General features: G+C 65.4%; 27 protein-coding genes. 12 read left to right on the forward strand and 15 right to left on the reverse strand.

Features of this window, described 5'->3' with window-relative positions:
- Positions 1-8 precede the first annotated feature (8 nt).
- The 3 genes from BN60_RS07935 to BN60_RS07945 all read left to right on the forward strand — a co-directional run bounded on the left by BN60_RS07935 (position 9) and on the right by BN60_RS07945 (position 1,520).
- Positions 9-770: a YbaY family lipoprotein gene (locus BN60_RS07935; RefSeq protein ID WP_020695485.1), complete on the forward strand. Its 762-nt coding sequence runs from the start codon at positions 9-11 to the stop codon at positions 768-770.
- Positions 771-780: 10 nt separating this feature from the next.
- Positions 781-1,134: an ArsC family reductase gene (locus BN60_RS07940; RefSeq protein WP_020695486.1), complete on the forward strand. Its 354-nt coding sequence runs from the start codon at positions 781-783 to the stop codon at positions 1,132-1,134.
- Between the two features lie 167 nt (positions 1,135-1,301).
- Positions 1,302-1,520 (forward strand): hypothetical protein, encoded by a 219-nt coding sequence (locus tag BN60_RS07945; protein ID WP_043283730.1) that lies wholly within the window; start codon positions 1,302-1,304, stop codon positions 1,518-1,520.
- A 9-nt stretch (positions 1,521-1,529) separates the two neighbouring features.
- Here BN60_RS07945 and BN60_RS07950 read toward each other — a convergent pair whose 3' ends face one another.
- Positions 1,530-1,856: a DUF2794 domain-containing protein gene (locus BN60_RS07950; protein WP_245539818.1), complete on the reverse strand. Its 327-nt coding sequence runs from the start codon at positions 1,854-1,856 to the stop codon at positions 1,530-1,532.
- A 172-nt stretch (positions 1,857-2,028) separates the two neighbouring features.
- Between BN60_RS07950 and BN60_RS07955 the strand changes: the two genes are divergently transcribed.
- Genes BN60_RS07955 through der form a run of 3 tightly spaced genes read left to right on the forward strand, consistent with a single transcriptional unit; the run spans position 2,029 to position 5,459 of the window.
- Positions 2,029-2,676: a tetratricopeptide repeat protein gene (locus BN60_RS07955; RefSeq protein ID WP_020695489.1), complete on the forward strand. Its 648-nt coding sequence runs from the start codon at positions 2,029-2,031 to the stop codon at positions 2,674-2,676.
- Between the two features lie 4 nt (positions 2,677-2,680).
- Positions 2,681-4,021, forward strand: coding sequence for an outer membrane protein assembly factor BamB family protein (locus tag BN60_RS07960; RefSeq protein ID WP_020695490.1), 1,341 nt, complete (start codon positions 2,681-2,683; stop codon positions 4,019-4,021).
- Positions 4,008-5,459: a ribosome biogenesis GTPase Der gene (gene der / locus BN60_RS07965; RefSeq protein WP_020695491.1), complete on the forward strand. Its 1,452-nt coding sequence runs from the start codon at positions 4,008-4,010 to the stop codon at positions 5,457-5,459. Before BN60_RS07960 ends, der begins: the two co-directional genes overlap by 14 nt.
- Positions 5,460-5,466: 7 nt before the next feature.
- On the opposite strand, the gene BN60_RS07970 is transcribed toward der, so the two are convergent.
- From BN60_RS07970 to BN60_RS08015, 10 genes are all read right to left on the reverse strand, one after another.
- On the reverse strand, positions 5,467-6,183 hold the full coding sequence (locus BN60_RS07970; RefSeq protein ID WP_020695492.1) for an SDR family NAD(P)-dependent oxidoreductase: 717 nt from the start codon (positions 6,181-6,183) through the stop codon (positions 5,467-5,469).
- 2 nt (positions 6,184-6,185) lie between these two features.
- Positions 6,186-7,649, reverse strand: a complete 1,464-nt coding sequence (gene purF / locus BN60_RS07975; RefSeq protein WP_043283734.1) for an amidophosphoribosyltransferase — start codon at positions 7,647-7,649, stop codon at positions 6,186-6,188.
- Positions 7,650-7,695: 46 nt separating this feature from the next.
- Entirely contained in the window at positions 7,696-8,328 is a 633-nt protein-coding gene (locus BN60_RS07980; RefSeq protein ID WP_020695494.1) for a CvpA family protein, read from the reverse strand.
- A gap of 21 nt (positions 8,329-8,349) precedes the next feature.
- Complete coding sequence (gene radA / locus BN60_RS07985; RefSeq protein ID WP_020695495.1) at positions 8,350-9,789, reverse strand: DNA repair protein RadA; 1,440 nt, start codon at positions 9,787-9,789, stop codon at positions 8,350-8,352.
- Complete coding sequence (locus BN60_RS07990; protein WP_020695496.1) at positions 9,789-10,643, reverse strand: protein-L-isoaspartate O-methyltransferase family protein; 855 nt, start codon at positions 10,641-10,643, stop codon at positions 9,789-9,791. The genes radA and BN60_RS07990 overlap by 1 nt, the downstream gene beginning before the upstream one ends.
- Before the next feature lies 1 nt (position 10,644).
- Positions 10,645-11,418, reverse strand: coding sequence for an ABC transporter ATP-binding protein (locus tag BN60_RS07995; RefSeq protein WP_020695497.1), 774 nt, complete (start codon positions 11,416-11,418; stop codon positions 10,645-10,647).
- An 11-nt stretch (positions 11,419-11,429) separates the two neighbouring features.
- Positions 11,430-12,209 (reverse strand): MlaE family ABC transporter permease, encoded by a 780-nt coding sequence (locus tag BN60_RS08000; RefSeq protein ID WP_020695498.1) that lies wholly within the window; start codon positions 12,207-12,209, stop codon positions 11,430-11,432.
- The gene (gene alr, locus BN60_RS08005) at positions 12,206-13,390 is read right to left on the reverse strand and encodes an alanine racemase (RefSeq protein ID WP_020695499.1); all 1,185 of its coding nucleotides are present in this window, start codon (positions 13,388-13,390) and stop codon (positions 12,206-12,208) included. The genes BN60_RS08000 and alr overlap by 4 nt, the downstream gene beginning before the upstream one ends.
- Before the next feature lie 10 nt (positions 13,391-13,400).
- Positions 13,401-14,930: a replicative DNA helicase gene (locus BN60_RS08010; protein ID WP_020695500.1), complete on the reverse strand. Its 1,530-nt coding sequence runs from the start codon at positions 14,928-14,930 to the stop codon at positions 13,401-13,403.
- 98 nt (positions 14,931-15,028) lie between these two features.
- Positions 15,029-16,267: an SAM-dependent methyltransferase gene (locus BN60_RS08015; RefSeq protein ID WP_043283736.1), complete on the reverse strand. Its 1,239-nt coding sequence runs from the start codon at positions 16,265-16,267 to the stop codon at positions 15,029-15,031.
- Positions 16,268-16,483: 216 nt separating this feature from the next.
- Here BN60_RS08015 and BN60_RS08020 point away from each other — a divergent pair, with 216 nt between their 5' ends.
- Positions 16,484-17,518 carry a Fe(3+) ABC transporter substrate-binding protein gene (locus tag BN60_RS08020; protein WP_177324782.1) on the forward strand — a complete coding sequence of 345 codons (1,035 nt, stop codon included), beginning with the start codon at positions 16,484-16,486 and terminating at the stop codon, positions 17,516-17,518.
- Here the strand turns inward: BN60_RS08020 and BN60_RS08025 are convergent.
- The 4 genes from BN60_RS08025 to rpsF form a co-directional block, all read right to left on the reverse strand.
- Positions 17,493-19,130 carry an ABC transporter permease gene (locus BN60_RS08025; protein ID WP_020695503.1) on the reverse strand — a complete coding sequence of 546 codons (1,638 nt, stop codon included), beginning with the start codon at positions 19,128-19,130 and terminating at the stop codon, positions 17,493-17,495. The genes BN60_RS08020 and BN60_RS08025 overlap by 26 nt on opposite strands.
- A gap of 97 nt (positions 19,131-19,227) precedes the next feature.
- Positions 19,228-19,869 (reverse strand): 50S ribosomal protein L9, encoded by a 642-nt coding sequence (gene rplI / locus BN60_RS08030; protein WP_020695504.1) that lies wholly within the window; start codon positions 19,867-19,869, stop codon positions 19,228-19,230.
- A gap of 15 nt (positions 19,870-19,884) precedes the next feature.
- Entirely contained in the window at positions 19,885-20,118 is a 234-nt protein-coding gene (gene rpsR / locus BN60_RS08035; RefSeq protein WP_020695505.1) for a 30S ribosomal protein S18, read from the reverse strand.
- On the reverse strand, positions 20,115-20,567 hold the full coding sequence (gene rpsF / locus BN60_RS08040; RefSeq protein ID WP_020695506.1) for a 30S ribosomal protein S6: 453 nt from the start codon (positions 20,565-20,567) through the stop codon (positions 20,115-20,117). Before rpsF ends, rpsR begins: the two co-directional genes overlap by 4 nt.
- A 253-nt stretch (positions 20,568-20,820) precedes the next feature.
- Between rpsF and fabD the strand changes: the two genes are divergently transcribed.
- From fabD to mltG, 5 genes are all read left to right on the forward strand, one after another.
- The gene (gene fabD, locus BN60_RS08045) at positions 20,821-21,762 is read left to right on the forward strand and encodes an ACP S-malonyltransferase (RefSeq protein WP_020695507.1); all 942 of its coding nucleotides are present in this window, start codon (positions 20,821-20,823) and stop codon (positions 21,760-21,762) included.
- An 11-nt stretch (positions 21,763-21,773) separates the two neighbouring features.
- The gene (fabG, locus tag BN60_RS08050) at positions 21,774-22,511 is read left to right on the forward strand and encodes a 3-oxoacyl-[acyl-carrier-protein] reductase (RefSeq protein WP_020695508.1); all 738 of its coding nucleotides are present in this window, start codon (positions 21,774-21,776) and stop codon (positions 22,509-22,511) included.
- Positions 22,512-22,660: 149 nt separating this feature from the next.
- Entirely contained in the window at positions 22,661-22,900 is a 240-nt protein-coding gene (locus tag BN60_RS08055; protein WP_020695509.1) for an acyl carrier protein, read from the forward strand.
- Positions 22,901-22,934: 34 nt separating this feature from the next.
- Positions 22,935-24,191, forward strand: coding sequence for a beta-ketoacyl-ACP synthase II (gene fabF / locus BN60_RS08060; protein WP_043285091.1), 1,257 nt, complete (start codon positions 22,935-22,937; stop codon positions 24,189-24,191).
- Positions 24,192-24,207: 16 nt separating this feature from the next.
- Positions 24,208-25,266, forward strand: coding sequence for an endolytic transglycosylase MltG (mltG, locus tag BN60_RS08065; RefSeq protein ID WP_020695511.1), 1,059 nt, complete (start codon positions 24,208-24,210; stop codon positions 25,264-25,266).

The raw sequence follows: 25,266 nt of genomic DNA on the forward strand, positions 1-25,266 counted from the left end.
TAGCGGCAGTGAGTATTTCGCGACGTCCTATCGTCGGCATCCTGGCGGCAGGCCTTCTGATACCAGCAGGGCAGGCGGCGGCCGAAGCCCGGACGATCAGCGGCAAGGTCGTCTATCGCGAGCGCATGATGTTGCCTCCGGGAGCCGTGGTCGAGGTCAAGCTGCTCGACATCTCGCTGGCCGATGCGCCTGCGAAGACGATCTCCGAAACGCGGATCACCGACGCGAAGGCCAGTCCGATTCCCTACACGCTGCGGTACGATTCTGCGCAGATCGACCCGCGACACACCTATGCCCTGCATGCCCGCATCCAGGAAGGCGACCGGCTGCTCTTCATCAGCACGACACGCCACACCGTTTTCGCCGGCGGCAAGGACGATGGTGAAATCCAGGTCGAAAATGTCGCCAGGCAAGCGCCGCCACCGCCGTCGTCGTCGTTGCCTGCGGGACGCTGGCTGGCGGAGGACATTCGCGGCCGCGGGGTGATCGACAATCTGCAGTCCGTGCTGGAAATCACCGCCGATGGAGTCGTGACCGGCAGCGGTGGTTGCAACCGCCTGCACGGACAGGCGACGATTTCGGGGGCGAGCCTCACTTTTGGGGCCATCGCCAGTACGCGTATGGCCTGCCCACCGGCTGTCATGGACCAGGAAAGCAAATTCCTGTCTGCTCTCGAGGCAGTGCGGAGTTTCAGGATCGATTCGCAGCAGCGCAAACTTTTCTTCCTCGACGCTGCCGGCCGGCCGATCATGCGGCTGTCGTCCCTGTGAGAGTCAGCCGATGTCCGTTGTCATCTATGGAATCAAGAACTGCGATACGATGAAGAAGGCGCGCGCCTGGCTCGACAAGAAAGGCATCGCCTACGATTTTCACGATTACAAGAACGCCGGGATCGAGCGCGGCCGCCTCGAAGGGTGGGCCAGGAAGGCCGGCTGGGAGACCTTGCTCAATCGGGCCGGCACGACCTTCCGCAAGCTGCCTGAAGGGGACAAGGAAGGTCTGACGGAGACGAAGGCGATCGCCCTGATGATCGCGAACCCGTCGATGATCAAACGGCCCGTGCTCGAAACCGGCGGAAAGCTGCTCGTGGGGTTCAAGCCCGCTCAGTACGAAGAGGCGCTGGATCGCAGTTAGGCCGTTATCATTTGCTTATTTTATTATGGAACTTCAGTGTATTAACTGGGGTTATTGACACTAAAGGTGAAATACCTGATGGTTGTCCCATAAAGCCTTAAGCGGCCAAGATAATTCATTTCTCGCGACTGAGTCTGTCGTTTCTCCCCTCAATTTCGAGGTCAAAGATGCGTTCCCGAATCCTTGCGCTTTGCGCGGCTCCTCTTTTCCTGTCGCTGGCTGCCTGTGGCGATACGTGGGGCGAGCGCGCAGTGACGGGGGCCGGCATCGGCGCCGGTACTGGTCTGGCGGTCGGCGCGGTGGCTGGCTGGCCGCTTCTTGCGCCTGTCCTGGTCGGCACGGCAGTCGGCGCCGGCATTGGCGCGGCAACCACGCCGAAACACTGAAAACAGGGTTCAGCGAAGCAGCAGCTTGAGCTTGCGGTCGAAGACGCGGAGCACGTCTTCGAGCGAGTCGCCGTGCGCCAGCTTGCGCGGCCCGTTGTAGACCATGTAGCCGCCCCCTGAGCCGCCCCCGGGGACCTTGGCTATAGCAAAAAGCGGCTGCTCAGCGGTGTGTCGGAAGATCGAGAAAATGGCCATGCCCGGCCGGAAGTCGATGGCGTAATCGCGCCACTCGCCGGAGGCGACCCGCATGCTGTAAAGGTTCAGCAGCCGGGACAGTTCTCGCCGGTCGAATGAGACAATGCGGCGTCGGGCCCTTTGATCGGCCAAACGGTACAAGTTGGTCATGCCGCGATGTTTTCGGTCATGTCGTTGCCATGAATTCTTGCAGAACGGTGAATGGGGGTAAAGCGCCCTCCCGACGGCTTCGGCTGGTTTGCCAAAGGCCGGGGGGGCGGCTATGAACCGCCGCTGAAGCTGTTGATATTTCGCGATAATCCGGGAGCCCTGCGTGTCCGACTCCGCCGCGTTTCAAGAAATCGACGATGCCGTCCGCAAGGACGAGATGAAGGAGTGGTGGGGACGATACGGTACCTGGGTGGTCGCCGCCGCCGTCGTCGTCGTTGTCGGGGCTGCAGGCCTCGTGGGTTGGCGCCAGTACGATCAGGCGCAGCGCGGGGCTGCGAGTGCGGCCTATTCGGCAGCCCTCGCGCTCGCCGCGACCGATCCGGCGGCCGCACGCGCCGAACTCGAGAAGCAATCGACCAGCGCGGCCGAGCCCTACCGTTCGCTGGCTGCCATGGTGGCTGCTCAGCTGCGCGCGACGCACGAGGAGCAGGTGACGGCACTGGTCGCCGTCGCGCCAAGCCTGCCGGCCCGAGAGCTCGGCGACCTTGCGATGGTGATTGCCGGCTTCAAGAGCGTCGGTACGCCGAAGGCGCAGGAGACGATGGCGCTGCTCGAGCCGCTCGGCGCAGTCGACCGGCCCTTTCAGTTGAGCGTGCACGAGCTGCAGGCGATGGCGGCAATGGGGAAGGGCGATGCCAAGCGCGCCCAGCAACTTTGGACGGAAATCACCAAGGACCGGGCAGCGCCGCAGGGCATGGCCCAGCGCGCATCAGCGATGCTCAGCGTCCACGGCGCGGCGGAGGCGAAGTAATTCCATGCAAAGCGTATTCCGCACCGTTGTCGATCCTCGGCTTCTGCTCACTGCCACGCTGCTGACTGTCTCTCTGTCGAGCTGTGACTGGTTCGAGAAGAGCAAGCAGCCGCTGCCGGGCGAGCGCATTTCCGTGCTGGGCGACCGGCGCGACCTCGAAGCCGACAAGGACGTCGCCAATGTCGACGTGGTCCTGCCGGCACCAGTGGTCAACGAATCCTGGCCGCAATCCGGTGGCTTCGCCAACCATGCGATGCATAACCTCGCCATCAACGACTCGCCGCAGATCATCTGGACGGCCGATGTCGGCGCTGGTTCGACAGCGTCGCGGACCCTCACCACGGCCCCGGTCGTGGCCGACGGCAAGGTCTTCGCCAAGGATGCCGGCAGCACCGTTACGGCTTTCGATGCCAACACGGGCGCGGTCCTGTGGCGGGTGACGCTCAAGCCGGAGAAAGCGCGCGACAGCGACGAGTTCGGCGGCGGCCTGGCCTATTATGGCGGCAAGCTGTTCGTGACGACGGGCTTTGCGACGGTCTATTCTCTCGATCCCAACTCGGGCAAGGAAGACTGGGCCTCGACCGTAAGCGCGCCCGTGCGCGGCGCGCCGCTGGTCTTTGCCGACCGCGTGTTCGTGGTTGCCATCGACAATAAGCTGCAGGCGCTGGCCGCGTCCGACGGTTCGGACCTCTGGCAGTTCAGCGGCCTGCAGGAAAGCGCCGGCTATGTCGGCGGTAACAGCCCGGCCGGTTCCGGCGACGTCGTGGTGGCCCCGTTCTCGTCGGGCGAGCTGGTCGCGTTGCGTATCGACAATGGCCGGCCGGTGTGGAACGAAACGCTCATCGGCGCGCGTGGCGACATCCGTGCCTTCGGCAATCTCACCGACATTCGCGGCCGTCCGGTGATCGATCGCGGCCTCGTGCTGGCGATGGGCTCGGCCGGCCAGATTGCCGCCATCGACCTCAGGTCCGGCCAGCGCCAGTGGGATCGCAATATCGGCGGCAGCCAGACTCCCTGGGTGGCAGGACGCTTCGTCTTCGTGCTGACCAGCACGGCCGACGTCGCCGCCATCCTGCGCGACAGTGGCAAGGTGCGCTGGGTGACGCCTCTCACGCAATACGAAGACGACAAGCGTCGCCGGCCTACGCTGTGGGGCGGACCTGTGCTGGCGGGCGATCGCCTGCTGATCACGAGCTCGCTCGGCGACCTTCTGGCCGTGTCGCCCTATACCGGCGAGATCCTGGGCAAGATCGACGTGCGCGACCGCGTGCGTCTCGGTCCGGTGATCGCCAACCGCACGATCTACGTGCTGTCCGATTCGGGGCGGCTCATTGCCCTCCGCTGAAGATCGCGGGCTGACCCCCGGGCTGGCCAAGAGCCTGCCCCGGGTCGCCATCGTCGGCCGTCCCAATGTCGGCAAGTCGACGCTGTTCAACCGACTGGTTGGCCGGCGCCGGGCCATCGTCGACGACACGCCGGGCGTTACACGCGACATCCGCGAGCAACCGGCGCAGCTCGGCGATCTTGCCTTCACCTTGCTCGACACCGCAGGCTGGGAGACGGCCGGTGGCGAGGCGCTCGAAGCGCGCATGCGCCGCTTCACCGAGCGGGCCATCGAGAGTTCCGACGTCGTCCTGTTCCTGATCGACGCGCGTGCCGGGATCTTGCCGCTCGACGAGAGCTTCGCCGGCTGGCTGCGCAAGCGTTCGGCTAAAGTGATCCTCGTGGCCAACAAGTGCGAGGGCCGCGCGGGACAGCAGGGGCTTGCCGAGGCACACGGGCTGGGACTGGGCGAGCCGATCCCTGTTTCCGCGGAACATGGCGAGGGCCTGAGCGACCTGCACGAAGCACTCGGCCGCCATATCGAGCCCATGCCCGAAGAGGACGAGGAAGCAGAAGAGGGCGAAGGCGACGACGAGGCAGGAGATCTGGCGCCTGGCCGCCCGCTGCTTCTGGCCATCGTCGGCCGTCCCAATGTCGGCAAGTCGACCCTGCTCAACCGCCTGGTAGGCGAGGAGCGCGTGCTCACCGGCCCCGAAGCCGGCATCACGCGCGATGCGATCCGCGTCGAATGGGAATGGAAGGGCCGGCCGGTCCGCCTCGTCGATACGGCGGGCATGCGGCGCAGGAGCCGTATCGAGGCCAAGCTGGAAGCGGCTTCCGTCGCCGACACGCTCGACACGATACGCCTGGCCGACGTGGCCGTGGTCGTCCTCGATGCCGGCGACATGGCCGAGAAGCAGGACCTCAACATTGCCGGATGGGTGATCGAGGAGGGGCGCGCCCTTGTGATCGCCGTCAACAAGACGGACCTGCTGGCCGACGATCAGTCACAATCCACTAAAGCATGGCGCAAGCTGCGCGACCGGCTCGAAACATCTTTCGCCCAGGTCAAGGACGTCCCGATCGTCGGCTTCTCGGCAATGAGCGGCCGCGGCGTCGAGCGTCTGATGCCGAAGGTCTTCGAGACCTACGAGATCTGGAACAAGCGCGTGCCGACGCCCAAGCTCAATCGCTGGCTGCGCGAGATGGAGACGCTTCATCCGCCGCCGCTGGCAAGCAACGGCCGGCGCATCCGGCTACGCTTCATGACCCAGATCAAGCGTCGGCCGCCGACCTTCGTCCTGTCGGTCAGCCAGCCCGAGGAGTTGGGCGACGACTATCTGCGCTATCTCACCAATCGCCTGCGCGACGATTTCGGCATGCCCGGCGTGCCGATCCGGCTCACCATGCGCAAGCCCAAGAATCCCTACGAAGGCCGCCGCACGAAGAAGAAGCGCTAGGCGCTCACTAGGAGCTTAGGGCCTCGTCGCCGGCCACCCATTCGCCGTTCATCGTGCACGACGGAAGCGCCAGCTTGATCAGCGACTCGCCATGGGCTTCGGGCGGTGTCTGCTGGGCTTCGTTCTCGCCGGGGAACGCTTCGCGGCGCATGAAGGTGCGCATCGGTCCTGGATTGAAGAGATTGACCCGGACCTGCGTGTGGGCGACCTCGGCGGCATAGACGCCGACCAGCATGTCGAGCGCGGCCTTGCTGGCCGCATAGGCGCCCCAATAGGGCACGACGCGGCGCGCAACGCCCGATGTTACGAAAATGGCGCGGCCGGCATCGGAACGGCGCAACAAAGGATCCATCGACCGGATCAGGCGCCAGTTGGCCGTGACGTTCACGGCCATCACGCGCTCGAAGATCTTGGGCTCGAAATGACCGACAGGAGAGAGCGTTCCCAGGATGCCGGCATTGCCGAGCAGCACGTCGAGTTTGCCGAAGCGCTCGTAGAGTGCGGCGCCCAGTCGGTCGAGGCCGTCACCATCCGTGACGTCGAGCGGCACGAGGGTGGCCGAGCCTCCCAATGCCTTGATCTTGTCGTCGACTTCTTCAAGGCCGCCGACGGTGCGTGCTACCAGCACGCAATGAGCGCCCTCGGCAGCATAGGCCAGGGCTGCAGCAGCACCCAGCCCGCGCGATGCGCCGGTGATCAGCGCAAGACGACCCTTCAGTCTCATGCTCAGGCGGATTCGACGAGTAGCGAGAGCTGGCGATCCTCAACACCGACGACATCGTCGAGTGCGATCGGATAGTCGCCAGTGAAGCAGGCGTCGCAGAACTGCGGGTCTTCCGCGTCGCGACCAGCCGGCTTGTCCATGGCGCGGTAGAGGCCGTCGATCGACAGGAAGGCGAGCGAATCGACGCCAATGAACTTGGCCATGCCGGGAACGTCGTAGCGCGAAGCCAGCAGCTTCTCGCGTTCGGGCGTGTCGATGCCATAGAAACAGGGGTGCGTCGTCGGCGGCGCTGCGATCCGCATGTGCACTTCGCGGGCACCGGCGTTGCGCACCATTTCGACGATCTTCATCGAGGTCGTGCCGCGCACGATCGAATCGTCGACCAGGATGACCCGCTTGCCCTCGATCATGGCGCGGTTGGCGTTGTGCTTCAGGCGTACGCCGAGATGGCGGATGTGATCTGCCGGCTCGATGAAGGTGCGGCCGACATAGTGGTTGCGAATGATGCCGAGCTCGAAAGGCAACCCGGACTGTTGCGCATAGCCGATGGCAGCCGGAACGCCGGAGTCGGGGACGGGCACCACGAGATCGGCGGGTACCGCGCTCTCCTTGGCCAGCTCAATGCCGATGCGCTTGCGGGCGTCATAGACGCCGATGCCTTCGACCTTCGAGTCAGGGCGCGCGAAGTAGATATGCTCGAAGACGCAGAAGCGGCGCTTCTTCTTGGCGAAGGGCTTGATCGAGCGCAGGCCGCTGCCGTCGACGATCACGATCTCGCCCGGCTCGACATCGCGCACATAGCGGGCGCCGAGGATGTCGAGAGCGCAGCTTTCGGACGTCAGGATCCAGGCATCTTCCAGGCGGCCGATCACGAGCGGGCGGACACCCATCGGGTCGCGCACGCCGAGCAGCGACTCGTTGGTCAACAGCAGCAGGGAGTAGGCGCCTTTGACCCGGCCCAGCGCGTCGATCAGCCGGTCCTGCACCGTCGAATAGTTGGACCGGGCGATCAGATGGTTGATGACCTCGGTGTCGGTGGTCGACTGGAACAGACAGCCGATGCGGACCAGTTCCTTGCGCAGCAGGTATGCGTTGGTGAGGTTGCCATTATGGGCCAACGCCAGGCCGCCGAAGTCGAAATCGGCGAAGATCGGCTGGATGTTGCGGTCGGACGATCCGCCTGTGGTGGCGTAGCGGTTATGGCCAATGGCCGAGTAGCCCACCAGCTTGGCCATGATCGACTGGGCGCCGAAGATGTCGCCGACCAGGCCGGCCGCCCGGTGGTTGTGGAAAAGTCGGCCGTCAAAGGTGACGATACCGGAGGCTTCCTGGCCACGATGCTGAAGCGCATGCAGGCCTAGCGCGGTGTGCGCGGCGGCATCTGACGTCCCGTAGATGCCGAACAACGCACATTCCTCGTGAAACTTGTCGAGGTCGTGGTCGGGTCGTTTCGGGGTGCTTTGCACGGCGGGGTTATAGCTGGGGTGTGCCCCGCGCGCTATCAAGGATAAGTCACTGCGGCGCTTTGGTTTCACCCTCGGCAGGCGCGGGCGTTTCGGCGGGTGGCGGCGCGGGTGCTAGCGCCGGTGGCGCGGCGGGAGTTGGCGCCGGTGTGGGAATGGCGCCCGTATCCATGCCTGGCCGTTGCAGTCGCGTACGGAAACCCGGCGGAAGATGGGGCTCCACGAAGGTCGCCATCTCTCGGATCATGGGGAAGGTGGCCCCGGCTTCGACCGCGGGCGGGAGCTGGCGAGGGCCGAGATAGCCGTAGAACAGGAAAGCGGTGCCCAGGGCGACCCAGGCGCACAGGACGCCGAAACCGGCGCCCAGAATGCGGTCTGGCTTGCCCAGCGGGCTCGCGCGGACGGAGCGCGAGAGCATGTTGGTCAGCATGATCAACACGATCAGAGCCGCCACGAACACGGCCAGCATGGAAATGAAGTAGGCAAGCTCCGTGCTGCCCACGATCTGCTGGACTTCCGGCTCGACCACTTTGGAGAACCGCCAGGCGGCCCAACCGGCGCCGATCCAGGAGCCGATGAACAGAATGGCGTGGGCGAAGCCGGCCGACATGCCGATCATCGCTCCGAAGACGGCCACGGCGATCACGGCGACGTCGAAAACGGTTATCCCAAGCTGATCCATCAACTCTGCACGCTCCGTTTCCTATTCGCGCTCGCGGTCGGAGGAACCCTCGCGCCGACCTTTCTTTAGCGGCCGATCGGGTGGCTGAAAACGCGCCACAAGGTCCGCCAGATGCTCGATTTCGTCAATGGCGATGCCCTCCGGCGACCGTTGCACAGGGCCCGAACCGCCACGGCCGCGTGGCACAAGGGCGCTGCGGAAGCCGAGCTTCGCGGCCTCGCGTAGGCGGGCCTCGCGCTGTCCGACCGGCCTGACCTCGCCGCCGAGCCCGATTTCGCCGAATACGACCATATCGCCCGGCACCTGCTCGTCGGCGAGAGAGGAGACGACGGCCGCTGCCACCGCGAGATCGGCGGCCGGCTCCCCGATCCTGAGGCCGCCGGCCACGTTCAGATAGACGTCGTTCCCGCCAATGCTGACGCCGCAACGCGCTTCGAGGACCGCGAGCACCATGGCGAGACGGTTGGAGTCCCAGCCGACCACGGCACGGCGCGGCGTGGCGAGGGAAGAGGGGCTGACGAGCGCCTGGATCTCGACCAACACCGGCCGCGTGCCCTCGATGCCCGCGAAGACGCAGGCGCCGGAGACATGGCCGCGCCGCTCCGCGAGGAACAGCGCCGAGGGATTGGCGACGTCGCTCAGCCCGCGGTCGGACATCTCGAACACGCCGATCTCGTCGGTCGGGCCGAAACGGTTCTTGACGGTGCGCAGAATGCGGAACTGGTGGCCGCGCTCGCCTTCGAAGTAGAGCACCGTGTCGACCATGTGTTCGAGCACGCGCGGACCGGCGATGGCACCGTCCTTGGTGACATGGCCCACCAGCAGCACGGCAATGCCGCGCCGCTTGGCGAGTTCCACCAGGGCCTGGGCCGAGGAACGCACCTGCGTCACGGTGCCGGGCGTGCTGTCGACCGTGTCCAGCCACATGGTCTGGATCGAGTCGATCACGGCGACCCGCGGTGCATCGGGCCGTTCGAGGCTCGCCACGATGTCCCGCACGGAGGTTGCGGCCGTGAGCTGCACCGGCGCGTCGGCCAGGCCCAGCCGTTCGGCGCGCAGCCGCACCTGGTCGAGCGCCTCTTCGCCGGAGATATAGGCGCAGGCAGTGTTCTGACGTGCGAGTGCGGCCGCCACCTGCAACAGCAGGGTCGACTTGCCGATGCCGGGATCGCCGCCGATCAGCAGTGCCGAGCCCGTCACCAGTCCGCCGCCACAGACGCGGTCGAACTCGGCGATGCCGCTCAGATAGCGGGGCGGCTGGGGCGTCGCACCGCGAAGGCCGGCGAATTCGAGGGCACGGCCCTTGCCGCCGCGCGCCAGCCCGCTGCCGGCGGGGCCGGGCGCGGGGGCCGCTTCCTCGACGATGGTGTTCCACTCGCCGCAGGATTCGCAGCGACCGCTCCACTTGGTGGTGACAGCGCCGCAGGACTGGCAGACGAAACGCTTTACTGCCCGCGCCATCAGTGCAACTCGCGCTTGGAGAGGCACCAGCCGTCGCGGTGCAGCCAGCACGTCTCGTCGGGCTGGTGCGGATCGCGCCGCAGGCTGCGCACGGCCTGCTGGCCGACAGGATCGGCAATGGCCTGGCCGATCGCTTCGGCGTCTTCGGGGCTGCGGGCGCCCGCACAAGGGTAGAAGGCGACCCAACCGACGGAGCGCGCCGAGAGACTGTCGCCGTAGCGATCCAGGCGCAGCATGAATCCACCGCGCCGCCGCTCGGCTGTCATCGGCAGCAGCATCCGGCCGCCATCGGCCACCGCCTCGAGCCACCAGCCATGCGGCGTGGTGGCTCCCGCAAACGCGACGACGGCATCCCAATGGCCGTCGACCGGCTGGCTCGCATCGCCCAGTCTGACATGAGCGTTGGGCCATGCCGCGAGATTGCGTTGCGCAAGCTCGGCGAGCGGTCCGTCGATTTCGATCGCATCCACGCGGCCCGTCGGCCCAACCAGCTTCGCGAGGATCGCGGTGTAGTAACCTGAGCCTGCCCCGAGCTGCAGCACGCGCGCGCCGTCCGGTATGCCGAGACGGTCGAAATGGCGCGCCCACAGGGCCGGCTCGCCGATGTTCAGTCCGCGGCTCTCGTCGAGCGCAATCAGTACATTGTGATAGAGCCGGCGCGGATCGGCGTCCTGGGTGCTCCAGTAACCGTCGACGAAGTGAAAGAGGCGCCACGGGCCGGCGCCGGCGAAGGTTTCGCGTGGCACGGCGGCGAACGCGTCCACGACACGATCGTCGGTGAGATGGCAGGCCGTGCGCAGACCTTCGGCGAACCAGCGCCGGGCCACTTCGAGGCTGGGCTGGAGATCGGACATGTCAGAGCTTCCTGACCTGCATGCGAATCGGGCCTTCGGCACGGCCGTGGATGAACTGATCGACATGGGCGTTGCCCGATCGGTCGATCTCGCCGACGGGTCCCTGCCAGATCAGCTTGCCTTCATGCAGCATGCCGACGCGATGGCCGATCTTGCGGGCGCTGGCCATGTCGTGGGTGATCGAAATGGCGGTTGCGCCGAGGTCGTGGACGCACTTCACGATCAGATCGTTGATGACGTCGGCCATGATTGGGTCGAGGCCGGTGGTCGGCTCGTCGAAGAAGATGATCTCCGGTTCTCGGGCAATGGCGCGCGCAAGAGCCACGCGCTTCTGCATGCCGCCCGAGAGCTCCGACGGATAAAGCTCGCCGATCTCCGGGCCGAGGCCGACGGCGCCCAGCTTGGCAATCGCAACCTCGCGAGCCTCGTCGATCGGCATGCCATCGCTCTGAATCGGACCGAAGGCGACATTCTCCCAGACATGCAGCGAGTCGAAGAGCGCGCCGCCCTGGAACAGCATGCCGAACTTGCGCATGACCCGGGCGCGATCCTGGCTAGCAAGATCGGTCGTCTCCTCGCCGTCGATCTGGATCGAGCCGGCATTGGGCTTGATGAGACCCAGAATGCACTTCAGCAAAACCGACTTGCCGCAGCCGGACCCGCCGATCACGACCATGGACTCGCCCGCCGCGATTTCGAGATCGATGCCCTGAAGCACCTTCTTCGGCCCGAAGGACTTGGTGACTCCGTGCAGCGAGATTTTGGGGGAAGCCATGGCAGGGCCGGTCAGCGCGCGAAGAAGGCTTCGGTGATGAAGTAGTTGAACGTCAGGATCAGGATCGACGCGGAGACCACGGCGTTGGTCGTGGCCAGCCCCACGCCCTGGGCGCCGCCCTTCGACTTATAACCGTGATAGCAGCCCATGAGCGTGATCAAGAAGCCGAAGACGGATGCCTTCACGAGGCCGGAGAACACGTCCTGGAACTCCAGGAAGTCGAGCGTGTTGCGGAGGTAGGCCGCGTCGTTGAAGTCGAGCTTGTACACGCCGACCAGAAAGCCGCCGAGAATGCCGATGATGTCGGCGATCAGCACGAGGACGGGCAGGGTGACGATGCCGGCAATCAGGCGCGGCACGACGAGATACTTGAAGGGGTCGGTCGAAAGGGTGGTTAGCGCGTCGATCTGCTCGGTGACGCGCATCGTGCCGATTTCGGCCGCCATCGCCGCGCCGACGCGGCCGGCCACCATCAATCCCGCCAGGACGGGGCCCAGCTCGCGCGTCAACGACACAACGACGACATTGGGGATCGCACTTTCGGCAGAGAAGCGAGCGAAACCCGTATAGCTTTGCAGGGCCAGCACCATGCCGGTGAAGATCGCAGTCAGGCCGACGACGGGCAGGGAGTAGTATCCGATCTCCATGATCTGCCGCAGGATCTGCTGGCGGTACCAGGGCGGCTGCACGGCCTGCCGGACAGCATGGAAGGCGAAAGCCGAGACCGACCCGATGGCCTCCAGGAAGGCCAGCGTCATGCGACCAAGGATCGTGAGCAGGGGAATGCTCACGCGGCCGCTCCGGGAGGATCCGGTTCGTCCTGCTCGTCGCCCGGCTCGTCCGCATAACCGTCGACATAGGCCCGGTGGTAGCGCCGGCCCAGCGCGGTCATCACTTCGTAGGCATTGGTGCGGGCATGATCGGCAAGATCGTCCGGCGTGAGGTGCGGGCCCAGCACCTCGACCGTCGCGCCGGCCTGGCAGGCAGCCTCCGGCACGTCGGTCACGTCGATGGTCACGAGATCCATGGAGATGCGGCCGACGACGGGCACGTTGTATCCGGCGATATGCACATGCGTGCGGTTGACGAGGTTACGGAAATAGCCGTCCGCATACCCCAGCGCAATCGTGGCAATCCGGCTCTGCCGCGCCGACCGCCAGGCACCGCCATAGCCCACGGTCTGGAAGGCATCGATCCGGCGTGTCTGAAGGATACGCGCCTGCAAGGTGAGGACGCTCAGCATCGGATTGCCACGGCCGGGCAGGGGGTTGATGCCATAGAGTGCCGCACCCGGCCGCAGCAGGTCGAAGTGATAGTCCGGCCCGAGGAAGATGCCGGAGGAGTTGGCGAGCGAGGTCGGCGCGCCCGGCATGGCCCGCACGAAGTTCCGGAAGCGCGAAAGCTGCTCGCCGTTGACCGGATTGGCCGGCTCCTCGGACGCCACGAGATGGCTGATGATCAGCGCCAGCCGCAGCCCGCGCAGGCGGCCGCGCTCGTTGATCAGGACCTGCGCATCCTCGGCACCGAAGCCGAGCCGGTGCATGCCGGTGTCGAGATGGACGACAGCGTCGAGCGGCCGCTCGTAGCGCTGGGCGGCGGCGCGCCAGGCATTGAGCTGGCCGAGGTGATTGAGCACCGGCGTCAGCCCATGCTGGACGAAGTCGGGCTCGGTGCCGGCAAGCAGGCCGTTCAGCACGTAGATCGGATGCTCGGGCAGAACGCGGCGCAGCGCGATGCCCTCGTCGATATGGGCGACGAAGAACTGCCGGCAGCCTTCTGCTGCCAGGCGCGGCCCGACGACGGTGGCGCCGGTGCCATAGGCATCGGCCTTGAGCACGGCGGCACAGTCGACCGGGCGGCCGGCGGCCCGCCCCGCATCGCGCAAGCCGCGCCAGTTGGCGGCGATGGCGCCGAGATCGATCGTGAGGATGGCGCCAGCCCGGCGCGCGCTCTCGTCGGCTGGAAAGGACATTCGGCTGTCCCTAGAAGGCCGGTGCGTCGGGCAGGTCCGCATAGCCCGGCAGATTGCCGAACTTGGTGAACTGTCCCTCGAAGGAGAGCTGGACAATGCCGGTGGGCCCGTGGCGCTGCTTGGCCACGATCACCTCGGCCTTGCCGTAGGTCTGCTCGCAGCGTTGCTTCCAGGCGTCGTGACGCTCGTTGAACTTCTGATCGCTTTCCTCGCCGCGCCGGCTCGGCTCGGAGCGGGTGAGATAATACTCTTCGCGATAGACGAACATGACGACGTCGGCGTCCTGCTCGATCGAGCCCGATTCACGCAGGTCGGCAAGCTGGGGGCGCTTGTCTTCGCGCTGTTCGACCGCGCGGCTGAGCTGACTGAGTGCGATCACCGGCACCATCAGTTCCTTGGCCAGCGTCTTGAGGCCTCGCGTGATCTCCGAGACTTCCTGCACGCGGTTCTCCTGCCGGCTCTTGCCCGACGGATTGAGGAGCTGCAGGTAGTCAACGATGATGAGCCCGAGACCATGCGTGCGCTTCAGGCGACGCGCGCGCGTTCGCAGCGCGGCGATCGAGAGCGCCGGTGTGTCGTCGATGAAGAAGTTGAGATGCTCCAGTTCGTGGCTGATCGACAGGACCTTGTCGAAGTCGCTGCTGATCAGTTCGCCCTTACGGATCTTCTCCGACGAGACTTCGGCCTGTTCGGCGAGCATGCGGGTCGCCAGCTGCTCGGACGACATTTCGAGCGAGAAGAACCCGACGACCGCGCCGTCCACGGCGTTCGGCTTTCCGTCGACGATTTCTTCCCGGTAGGCCTTGGCGGCATTGAAGGCGATGTTGGTCGCCAGCGCCGTCTTACCCATCGACGGACGCCCCGCGAGGATGATCAGGTCGGACTTGTGCAGGCCCCCCAGGAGCTGGTCGAGCTGAAAGAGGCCCGAAGCCACGCCGGTGAGCTGGCCGACGCGGTGATAGGCTGCCTCGGCCGCGACCGTGGCCTCGGTTAGCGCCATCCTGAAGGGCTTGAAGCCGCCTTCCGTCTGGCCGCTGGTCGCGAGGTCGTAGAGCTTCTTCTCGGCGACTTCGACCTGCTGCAGGGCCGTTTCCTCGACGTCGCCGGAGTAGGCGCCGTTGACCACGCTTTCGCCGAGGTCGATGAGCTGCCGACGCAGATAGAGATCGTGCACGGTGCGACCAAAGGCACCGGCGTCGATCACATGCACCGACGCAGCGGCGAGGCGAGCCAAGTAGGCCGCGCCGCCGGCTTCCCTCATCGCCTCGTCCTGCTCGACATAGGTCTTCAGGGTGATCGCGCTCACGACCTGGCCGCGCTCGATCAGGCGCGAAAGCGAATCGAAGAGCTTGCCGTGCAGCGGATCGGCGAAGTGCTCGGGTCTCAGGAACTCCGCGACGCGCTGATAGGCGGCGTTGTTCACCAGAATCGCACCGAGCAAAGCCTGCTCGGCTTCGAAATTGTGCGGCGGCTCGCGCAGGCGGATATCTTCCGCTCCAGGCAAGCGCGTAACGTTCGAGGTGTCTTTCAGGGGCTCCATGGAGAGCCTTTGTTAGTCACGAGAGGGGGCAGCGACCACCACTAATGCGGTGACCCCGTCAGGATAACCTGAAAGCTGGGGACAACCCTAATGCAACATCATTCCGCTGCGATCGATCGCGTGTCTCCTTCCGTGCGCTCGGCGTCGACCATGTAGTCGCGCGTGAGCGGCGTCGCGTCCTGACGGCGCGTGATCTGCATCTGGAAGACCATCTGGTTCATGTAACGGAAGGCAACTTCGCAGCCGGCCAGATAGAACTCCCACATGCGACAGAAGCGGTCGTCGTAGCCCGCAAGCTTCTTGATCTCTTCGCGGTTGGCGAGGAAGCGCTTGCGCCAGTGTCGCAGGGTCTCTGCATAGTGTAGCCGCAGCACCTCGATGTCGGTAACCCAAAGGCCGGTCTTCTCGATCGCGGCGAGGACTTCCGACAGGGCAGGGGTGTAACCACCGGGGAAGATGTACTTCTTCAGCCAGGTATTGGTGCCGCCCGGTGGTTCCATGCGCCCGATCGCATGCAGCACCATGACGCCATCGTCCGTCAGCAACTCCTTCACCTTGCTGAAGTATTCGAGATAATGGGCAGCGCCGACATGCTCGAACATGCCGACGGATACGATACGGTCGTATCGGCCAGGTTCCTGACGATAATCGAGGAGCTTGAAACGCACCTTGTCGGCGATGCCGTCTTCGAGTGCGCGCCGGCTCGACACCGTGTGCTGTTCAGTCGACAGCGTGACGCCGGTGACGTCGACGTCGAATTCACGGGCGAGGTAGAGACCCATGCCGCCCCAGCCGGAGCCGATATCGAGAACGCGCTGGCCGGGCTCCAGCAGCATCTTTGCCGCGATATGCCGCTTCTTGTCCTCCTGCGCTGTCTCCAGCGGTTCGTTGCCGGTCTTGAAGTAGGCGCAGGAATATTGCCGGTCGCGATCGAGGAAGAAGTCGTAGAGCTGGTCTTTGAGGTCGTAGTGATGCGCGACGTTCTTCTGCGCCTTGCCGATCGGATTGTACTGCTCGATGGCGCGGAACCAGCCCTGCAGGATGTAGGACCAGCGCACCATCGGCGTCGCTTCCAGGGCAGCGACGTTGCGGCCGAGCAGGTCGAGGAGATCGTAGAGATCGCCCTGTTCGAGCGTGAGCCTGCCGTCCATGTAGGCTTCGCCCAAGGCGAGCCGGGGACGCAGGGCAATGCGCACACCCGTCCACCAGTCGCGAATGCGCATGGTGACTGCGGGTCCGGGTTTTTTTCCCGTGAGGTGATGGGGCCGACCGGCCTCATCGATGATGGTCAACTGGCCTTCACCCACTACACGGGCAAGGACCTTTGCTAGCAGCATCGTCATTCCCCCCGGCAACGAGCTGTGGGGCGACCGCAAGCTCGTCCCGTAACTCTACGTCGTTGTTAAGTGAAATGTTAATCCGAACGGCTTTTTCAAGGCAAAGGGGGTGAGTGCAAAAATACCTCGGGGCAGCCAGAGATTGAGTTGCAATTGATTTGCAGTCCTGCCGAGCCAGTGTTATCGAACTAATACTCACTCGCAGTGGAGGAAAACGTGAAGCGACGCGCATTGGTAACGACGGGGTTAGCCTTTGGCGCCGGAGTATTCATTGCCCGGCGCTCCTATGCGCAGGGCGGGACACTGAACCTCTACTCGGCGCGCCACTACAACACGGACGAAGCCCTCTACGGCAATTTTGCAGATCTGACCGGCATCAAGATCAACCGTGTCGATGCGGAGCCCGATCCGCTCGTCCAGCGCTTGAAGGCGGAAGGCGACAAGAGCCCCTGCGACGTCCTCATCACCACGGACGCCGGCCGCATCGAACGCGCCCGCGAGATGGGCCTGCTGCAGTCCGTGAACTCGGCCGTACTGGCCAAGGCCGTGCCCGCGCATCTGCGCGACCCGGACAATAGCTGGTTCGGCTTCTCCAAGCGTGCCCGCGTCATCTTCTACAACAAGGAGAAGGTGACGGCCGCCGATGCCCCCAAGACCTACGAGGACCTGGCCGACGCCAAGTGGAAGGGCAAGATCCTGATCCGGCCGTCGGGCCACATCTATAACCAGTCGCTCGTCGGCTCGATCCTGGCTGCGGACGGCCTGGAGAAGACCGAAGCCTGGGCCAAGGCGGTTGCCGGCAACCTCGCGCGGCCCCCGCGCGGCGGCGACACCGACCAGATCAAGGGCGTCGCGGCCGGGCAGGCGGAGATCGCCGTAGCGAACACCTATTATTACGTGAACCTCCTGCGCTCGAAAAAGCCGGAGGATCGCGAGGTCGCGGCGAAGGTCGGGGTCGTGTTCCCCAACCAGGCGAACCGCGGCACGCATGTGAACATCAGCGGCGGCGCGGTAGCCAAGCATGCGCCGAACAAGGAAGCCGCGGTCAAGTTCCTGGAATACCTGGTGTCGCCGCAGGCGCAGCGTTACTTCGCCGAGGGCAATTCGGAGTTCCCCGTCGTTGCCGGCGTCGAGCTGTCGCCGGAGCTGAAGTCGCTTGGCACCTTCAAGGAGGATCAGCTCAACGCCCGCGTCTTCGCGCAGAACAATGCCGAAGCGTTGAAGATCATGGACCGCGCGGGCTGGAAGTAATTCTCGCCGTGGCCGCGACGGCGCGGCTGAGCAGGATCACCGGAACGAGCGACACGGTGACGATGAGGATTGCTCCGACGGCCGCCTGAGCCAGGCGTTCGTCGGAGGCGAAGCGGAAGACGCCGACCGCCAGCGTGTCGAAGTTGAACGGCCGGATCAGCAAGGTTGCCGGCAGTTCTTTCAGGACCTCGACGAAGGCAATGATCGCGGCCGTGAGCAGGGGGCCGCGCAGCATCGGCAAGTGGATGAAGCGCAGGACCTGGCACGGCCGGGCGCCGAGCACGCGTGCACTGGCGTCCATGGCCGGATCGATCGCAGCCAGTCCAGGCGCGACATTGGCCAGGCCGACCGCCAGGAAACGTACCGTGTAGGCCGTCAGCAGAGCAAACGCCGTGCCGCTCAACAGGAGGCCGACCGGCACGCCGAAGAGACCCTGCGCCAGCCGGTCGATACCGTGGTCGGCCGCCGCCAGGGGCAGCAGCACGCCGACGGCGATGACGGCACCGGGAATCGCATAGCCCAGAGAGGCGAACTCGATGGTGCGGTTGAGAGCACGGCGGCGCACCAGGCGGCCGGCATAGCTCAGGAACACTGCCATCGCGACGATGATGATGGCGGCGAGCGTGGCGAGCACCAGGCTGTTGATGGCATCGCCCACGAAGTGCTCGTCGGCGACCGTCGCGCCCGAGGTCAGGGCGAGGCGGGCAAGGTGCAGCGTGGGCAGTACGAAGCCCAGCAGGACCGGGAGGATGCAGGCGGCCGCGGCCAGCAGGCCGGCGCCGGCCGACAACGCCGCCGGTTCGGCATGATGGCGCAGGTTGGATGCGATGGTGAAACGCGCCCGGCCACGCGAATGGCGCTCCAGCAGGATGAGAACGGCCGCGATTGCGATCAGCGCCAGCGAGATCTGCGCGGCGCCTTCGCGATTTCCCATGCCGTACCAGGTTCGATAGATCGCCGTCGTGAACGTGTGAACGCCGTAGTACTGGACCGTCCCGAAATCGGCGAGTGCTTCGAGCAGGGCGAGTGCCGTGCCCGCTGCGACGGCGGGACGGGCGAGCGGCAGGCCGATGCGCAGGAAAGTGCGCCACGGCCCATGGCCCAGGATGCGGCTCGCCTCCAGCAGCGCCGGCGATTGCGACAGGAACGCCGCGCGTGCCGCGAGATAGACGTAGGGATAGAGGACCAGCGTGAAGAGGAAGGCCACGCCGCTCGCCGACCCGAGGTCGGGGAACCAATAGTCGGCGCGGCCCCAGCCCATTGTATCGCGAAGCGCCGTCTGGATCGGGCCGGCGTAGGCCAGCAGATCGGCATAGGCGTAACCGATGATGTAGGTCGGCAGGACCAGCGGCAGCAGAAGCGCCCATTGCAGGATGCGGCTGCCGGGGAAGCGGCACATGGTGACCAGCCAGGCGGTGCCGGTGCCAATGACGACGGTGCCGGCGCCGACGCCCAGCAACAGGACAATCGTGTTGGCGACGATGTCGGAAAGCTGGGTTTCGGCGAGGTGGCGCCAGAGCTCGCCCTGCCACGTGAAGAGGCTGGAGGCGATGCCGAGCAGCGGCATCGCCACAAGGGCTGCAACGCAGAAAGCGCCCAGTCGCCAGATCACGGCAGAAGTCCGTCCGATCGCCACAAAAGAAAACGCATGCCACCGGGGTACGATGGCATGCGTTCGCAGACTTGCACGGTGCCCGGGGGCACGCGAGCTACTTCTTTTCGGCCGGTGCTTCTTCGCCCTCGGCTGGAGCCTCGGCAGCTTCGCTCTCGGCAGCGGCCTTGGCTTCGAACAGCGCGGCGGCCTGTTCGGCAGCACGCTGAGCGGCTTCCGCGGCTTCCATCGCTGCGCGTTCGGTCTCGGCAACCAGCGTGCCGCCCTTGCTGAGGAACTCGGCCTCGTCGGGCGAACGGGCAACGATCGTGGTGATCTCGACCGTGACTTCCGGATGGAGGTGCACCTTGATCTTGTGCGCGCCCAGCGTCTTGATCGGCTTGTCGAGCTCGATCTGGCTGCGCTGGAGCTTGACGCCTTCCGCAACAGCGCCGTCGGCGATGTCGCGCGAGGTGACCGAACCGTAGAGCTGCAGGGCTTCCGACGCCTGGCGGATCAGAGTGACCTTGAGGTCGCTCATCTTCGCGCCGACGGCCTCGGCTTCCGAGCGGCGCTCGAGGTTCTGGGCCTCGAGAGTCTTACGCTGCGACTCGAAGTAGGTGATGTTGTCCTTGGTGGCGCGCAGGGCCTTCTTCTGCGGCAGGAGGAAGTTGCGGGCGAAGCCGGGCTTCACCTTCACAACATCGCCCATCTGACCGAGCTTCGGCACGCGCTCCAGCAGGATGACGTTCATCGGCATGATCGCGTCTCCTGGTTAGGCGATTACGTAGGGCAGGAGCGCCAGGAAGCGGGCGCGCTTGATCGCCTGGGCGAGCTCACGCTGCTTCTTGGACGAGACCGCCGAAATGCGGCTCGGAACGATCTTGCCGCGTTCGGAGACGAAACGCTGCAGAAGGCGCACGTCCTTGTAGTCGATCTTCGGCGCATTGGCGCCCGAGAACGGGCAGCTCTTGCGGCGACGGGTGAAGGGGCGGCGTTGCGCGCTCATTCTTCTTCTCCTGCTTGGATGGCGACCGGCGCGGCAGCTTCGTCACCGAAGCGCGGACGCTCGCGGCGCGGCGGACGGTCGCCCCAGCGATCGCCACGATCGCCGCCCGGACGGTCCGACTTCTCGGCGCTGCGCTGCATGACGGCCGAGGGGCCTTCCTCGAGCTCGTCGACGCGAACCGTGATGAAGCGGATGATGTCTTCGTTGATCGACATCGTGCGCTCCAGCTCCTTCACCGCCGCCGACGGGGCGTCGATGTTGAGCAGGGTGTAGTGGCCCTTGCGGTTCTTCTTGATGCGATAGGTCAGCGAGCGCAGGCCCCAGTACTCCTTCTTGGAGACGGTGCCGCCCAGGCCGGTGACCAGCTCGGCGAACTGGTTGGTCAGTGCCTCCACCTGCGTCGTCGGGACATCCTGACGCGCAATGAAGACGTTCTCGTAGAGTGCCATGTCGTTTTGGCTCCTTATGGCTGTTAGCGACCCGGAGTTCAGGGAACCGGCCGGATCTAGCCGGCTCCCTGCATCTGCCCCAAACGGGTGGATGCTCGAGCCGGCAAGGAGATCGGGGCCGATTTAGGCCCCGAAGAGCGGCGGTTATACAGGCCCACCGCCCGAAATCAAGCAATCCCGGTGCGGCTTGACTGCGTCGGGCGCGCCGGTATGACTGCCCGCAATTCGCGTCGAACAAAGGGGGAAAACGCGTATGAGTCGGGCTTTCGTCTTCCCGGGCCAGGGATCTCAGGCCGTCGGCATGGGCGTCGACCTCGCAGGAGCCTTCACGACCGCCCGCGACGTATTCGGCGAAGTCGACGAGGCGTTGGGCCAGAATTTGTCGAAGCTGATGCGGGAAGGGCCCGAAAGCGACCTGACCCTGACCGAGAATGCCCAGCCCGCCCTGATGGCCGTGAGCGTCGCGGTCGTGCGGATCCTCGAAAAGGACGGCGGTAAGCCACTACCGTCTCTGGCGGACTATGTCGCCGGCCATTCGCTCGGCGAATACTCAGCCCTCGCGGCCGCAGGCGCGCTACAGCTCGCAGACGCCGCGAGACTCCTGAAGTTGCGCGGCCAGTCCATGCAGAAGGCCGTGCCGGTCGGCGTCGGCGCCATGGCGGCCCTGTTGGGCATCGAGCTCGAACCGGCGCAGGAAGCCTGCAAGGAAGCCGCGCAGGGCCAGATCGTGGCCGTGGCCAACGACAATGGCGGCGGTCAGGTCGTAGTCAGCGGCCATAAGGAAGCCGTCGAACGGGCGATCGAGGCGGCCAAGGCCAAGGGCTGCAAGCGCGGCATGATGCTGCCGGTGAGCGCGCCCTTCCATTGCCCGTTGATGCAGCCCGCCGCCGATGCGATGAAGGCGGCGCTCGAAGGCGTCGCGCTAGTGCCGCCGCGGGTCCCGTTGGTGGCCAACGTGCTGGCCGCCGAAGTCAGCGACCCAGGTGCGATCAAGCAGCGGCTGGTGGAACAGGTGACGGGCCTCGTGCGCTGGCGCGAAGGCGTGCAGTACATGAAGACGAAGGGCATCGACACGCTGGTCGAGTGCGGCACCGGCAAGGTCCTGTCGGGCCTGGTCAAGCGCATCGACAAGGATATGACGGGCCTGGCGCTCAATACGCCGTCCGACATCGAAGCCTTCCTGAAAACCGCCTGAGGAGTAGCGGCATGTTCAATCTCAGCGGCAAGGCAGCCCTCGTGACCGGCGCGTCGGGCGGCATCGGCGGCGCGATCGCCCGGGCTCTGCACAAGCAGGGCGCGACCGTCACCCTGTCGGGCACGCGTGCGGATGCCCTGGAACAGCTCAAGGCTGAGCTCGGCGAGCGGGCTCATGTCGTTGCCGCGAAGATGGACGACGCTGCCGACATCGAACGCCTGGCCAAGGAGGCCGAGGCGGCGATGGGCAAGATCGACATTCTGGTGAACAATGCCGGCATCACGCGCGACAACATCTCGATGCGCATGAAGGACGAGGAGTGGGAGAAGGTACTGCAGGTGAATCTCACCGGCACCTTTCGCCTCACGCGCGCGGCGATGCGCGGCATGATGAAGCGCCGGTTCGGCCGCGTCATCAACATCACCTCGATCGTCGGCGTTACCGGCAACCCCGGCCAGGCGAACTACGCGGCCGCCAAGGCCGGCCTCATCGGCATGTCGAAGTCGCTGGCGCAGGAGCTGGCCTCGCGCGGGATCACCGTGAACTGCGTGGCGCCGGGTTTCATCGCCACGCCGATGACCGACGCCCTGACCGACGACCAGAAGAAGGCAATCCTCGGCCGCGTGCCGGCGGACCGCCTGGGCGCGCCCGAGGAAATCGCGTCCGGCGTCGTCTATCTGGCCAGCGACGAAGCGGGCTATGTCACCGGCCAGACCCTCCACATCAATGGCGGGATGGCGATGATCTGAGGGGAGGTCTTTGGGACAACCCTTCAAGTGCCTGATTTTGTGGGCTTTTCGGTCCTAGCCAATGGCCGTGGAGCTATGTTAAGAGCCCGGACTTCGCCCATCCCCTTAGGCGACCGGGATTTTTTGGATAGATCGGGAAGGATAAGAAAATGAGCGATATTGCCGAGCGCGTTAAGAAGATCGTCGTGGAGCATCTCGGCGTCGAGGCCGCGCAGGTCAAGGAAGACGCCAAGTTCATCGACGATCTCGGCGCGGACAGCCTCGACACGGTCGAGCTGGTGATGGCGTTCGAAGAAGAGTTCGGCATCGAGATCCCGGACGACGCGGCGGAGAAGATCCAGACCGTCGGCGACGCGATCGGTTTCATCAAAGGCAACGCGAAGTCCTGATCTTCGCCGGTTCCTGCAGCTAGGAAGGCGGATGATGAGGCGAGTCGTCGTAACTGGTATGGGTATGGTGACGCCGTTGGGTGACGGCGTCGATACGAACTGGCGTCGCCTCATGGCGGCGGAGTCCGGCATTCGGGCCATCCAGGCTTTCGACACCTCCGATCTCGCGACCAAGATCGCGGGCGAGGTGCCGCTGGGCGACAAGGCGAACGGGCACTTCAATGCCGACGCCTACATCGCGCCCAAGGACCAGCGAAAGCTCGACAAGTTCATCGTCTTCGGTCTCGCGGCCGCCGAACAGGCGGTCGAGGATTCCGGCTGGAAGCCGCAGGACGAAGAGGGCATGACCCGAACCGGCGTCATGATCGGCGCCGGCATCGGCGGCCTGCAGACGATCTACGAGACGTCGTTGGTGTTGAAGGAACGTGGACCGCGGCGCGTCAGCCCGTTCTTCATTCCCTCGGCGCTGATCAACCTCGTTTCCGGCCAGGTCTCGATCAAGTACGGCTTCAAGGGACCGAACCATTCGGTGGTCACGGCCTGCGCGACTGGGGCCCATGCTCTGGGCGATGCGGCACGACTGATCCAGCTTGAGGACGCCGATGTGATGGTGGCCGGCGGTGCAGAAGCCGCGATCTGCCGCATCGGCATCGCGGGCTTCAACGCCTGCAAGGCACTGTCGACCGACTTCAACGACACGCCGACCCGGGCCTCGCGGCCATGGGACAAGCGGCGCGACGGCTTCGTCATGGGCGAGGGCGCGGGCTGCGTGGTGCTCGAAGAATACGAACACGCCAAGAAGCGTGGCGCCAAGATCTACGCCGAAATCGTGGGCTACGGCCTCTCCGGCGACGCCTATCACATCACCGCACCGTCCGAGGATGGCGACGGGGCGATGCGTGCCATGAAGGCGGCGCTCAAGCGTGCCAAGCTCGGCACCGACCAGATCGACTACGTGAACGCCCATGGCACCTCGACGATGGCCGACGTCATCGAGCTTGGCGCCGTCAAGCGGGCGTTCGGCGAAGACGCCTACAAGCTCTCCATGTCGTCGACCAAGTCGGCGACGGGACACCTGCTGGGCGCTGCTGGTGCGATCGAGGCGATCTATGCGATCAAGTCGATCAACGAGCAGGCCGTTCCGCCGACCCTCAACCTCGACGAGCCCGACGAAGGTTGCGACATCGACCTGGTGCCCAAGCAGGCCAAGCAGCGCAAAGTTCGCTATGCGCTCAGCAATTCGTTTGGATTTGGTGGCACCAACGCTTCCTTGATCGTCGGCGCCGTCTGACCGCCGGGAGCTGAGTTTGCTCAGCTATTTTCGTTGGGTCCTCTTCTTTGTCGCGCTGCTCGTCACGGTGATGGGCGGTGCGCTCTATCTCGGCCACGCGATCCTCGTCGCCGAAGGACCGCTCGACAAGACCAAGAACGTCGTGATCCCGCGCGGTGCGGGGCCGACCACCATGTCGAAGCTGCTGCAGGAGGAAGGGGTTATCTCCCATCCGCGGCTGTTTCGCCTAGCATTGATGATCGACCCGTCGCCCAAGCCCATCAAGGCCGGCGAATATGAAGTGCCGGCCCACACGTCCATGCAGTCGCTGGTCGAGCTGTTGCAGTCCGGCAAGGTCGTTCAGCGCCGCCTGACCGTGCCGGAGGGCATGACGACCGCCGAGGTGCTCGATCTCGTGCGCAAGACGGAGGCGCTGTCGGGCGAGATCACGCTCGATCTGAAGGAAGGCGACCTTCTGCCGGAGACCTACTTCTATTCGCGCGACGACACGCGCGACGGTCTCCTGATGCGCATGAAGGAGGCGATGGAGAAGACGCTCGACGAGGCGTGGCGCAAGCGGGCCGCCGGCCTGCCGCTGGCAAACAAGCGCGATGCGCTGATCCTAGCGTCGATGATCGAGAAGGAGACCGCGGTCCCGGCCGAACGGACCAAGGTTGCCGCGGTCTTCATCAACCGGCTGCGCCGCCGCATGAAGCTCGAAAGCGATCCGACCACCATCTATGGCCTGACGGACGGCAAGGTGGCGTTCAATCGCGAACTGACGCGCGCCGATCTGACCTCCAACACGCCCTACAATACCTATGTGATCAGCGGCCTGCCGCGCGGCCCGATCTGCAACCCCGGCCGCGCCTCGATCGTGGCGGCGACCAATCCATTGGCGCGCGACCGCTCGCTCTTCTTCGTCGCTGACGGGCAGGGCGGGCATGCCTTCGCGCTCACGCTCTACGAGCATCAGCGCAACGTCGAGCGTTGGCGGCAGATCCAGCGCGAGCGTGCGGAGTCCCAGGAGCAGGCCCAGCCGCAGACGCCTGCACCGGCTCCCGCAACGCCGGCGCCCGCGCCGCGCCGACAGTAG

Origin of the sequence: Reyranella massiliensis 521 (assembly GCF_000312425.1) — a bacterium.
Classification (GTDB): domain Bacteria; phylum Pseudomonadota; class Alphaproteobacteria; order Reyranellales; family Reyranellaceae; genus Reyranella; species Reyranella massiliensis.

Bases quoted from the DNA above. Each gene is read 5' to 3' on its own strand.
- BN60_RS07940 (WP_020695486.1), top strand. From the start codon at position 781: ATGTCCGTTGTCATCTATGGAATCAAGAACTGCGATACGATGAAGAAG.
- BN60_RS07945 (WP_043283730.1), top strand. From the start codon at position 1,302: ATGCGTTCCCGAATCCTTGCGCTTTGCGCGGCTCCTCTTTTCCTGTCG.
- BN60_RS07960 (WP_020695490.1), top strand. From the start codon at position 2,681: ATGCAAAGCGTATTCCGCACCGTTGTCGATCCTCGGCTTCTGCTCACT.
- BN60_RS07970 (WP_020695492.1), bottom strand. From the start codon at position 6,183: ATGAGACTGAAGGGTCGTCTTGCGCTGATCACCGGCGCATCGCGCGGG.
- BN60_RS07980 (WP_020695494.1), bottom strand. From the start codon at position 8,328: ATGGATCAGCTTGGGATAACCGTTTTCGACGTCGCCGTGATCGCCGTG.
- radA (WP_020695495.1), bottom strand. From the start codon at position 9,789: ATGGCGCGGGCAGTAAAGCGTTTCGTCTGCCAGTCCTGCGGCGCTGTC.
- BN60_RS07990 (WP_020695496.1), bottom strand. From the start codon at position 10,643: ATGTCCGATCTCCAGCCCAGCCTCGAAGTGGCCCGGCGCTGGTTCGCC.
- BN60_RS07995 (WP_020695497.1), bottom strand. From the start codon at position 11,418: ATGGCTTCCCCCAAAATCTCGCTGCACGGAGTCACCAAGTCCTTCGGG.
- alr (WP_020695499.1), bottom strand. From the start codon at position 13,390: ATGTCCTTTCCAGCCGACGAGAGCGCGCGCCGGGCTGGCGCCATCCTC.
- BN60_RS08010 (WP_020695500.1), bottom strand. From the start codon at position 14,930: ATGGAGCCCCTGAAAGACACCTCGAACGTTACGCGCTTGCCTGGAGCG.
- BN60_RS08015 (WP_043283736.1), bottom strand. From the start codon at position 16,267: ATGCTGCTAGCAAAGGTCCTTGCCCGTGTAGTGGGTGAAGGCCAGTTG.
- rplI (WP_020695504.1), bottom strand. From the start codon at position 19,869: ATGCCGATGAACGTCATCCTGCTGGAGCGCGTGCCGAAGCTCGGTCAG.
- rpsR (WP_020695505.1), bottom strand. From the start codon at position 20,118: ATGAGCGCGCAACGCCGCCCCTTCACCCGTCGCCGCAAGAGCTGCCCG.
- rpsF (WP_020695506.1), bottom strand. From the start codon at position 20,567: ATGGCACTCTACGAGAACGTCTTCATTGCGCGTCAGGATGTCCCGACG.
- fabD (WP_020695507.1), top strand. From the start codon at position 20,821: ATGAGTCGGGCTTTCGTCTTCCCGGGCCAGGGATCTCAGGCCGTCGGC.
- fabG (WP_020695508.1), top strand. From the start codon at position 21,774: ATGTTCAATCTCAGCGGCAAGGCAGCCCTCGTGACCGGCGCGTCGGGC.
- BN60_RS08055 (WP_020695509.1), top strand. From the start codon at position 22,661: ATGAGCGATATTGCCGAGCGCGTTAAGAAGATCGTCGTGGAGCATCTC.
- fabF (WP_043285091.1), top strand. From the start codon at position 22,935: ATGAGGCGAGTCGTCGTAACTGGTATGGGTATGGTGACGCCGTTGGGT.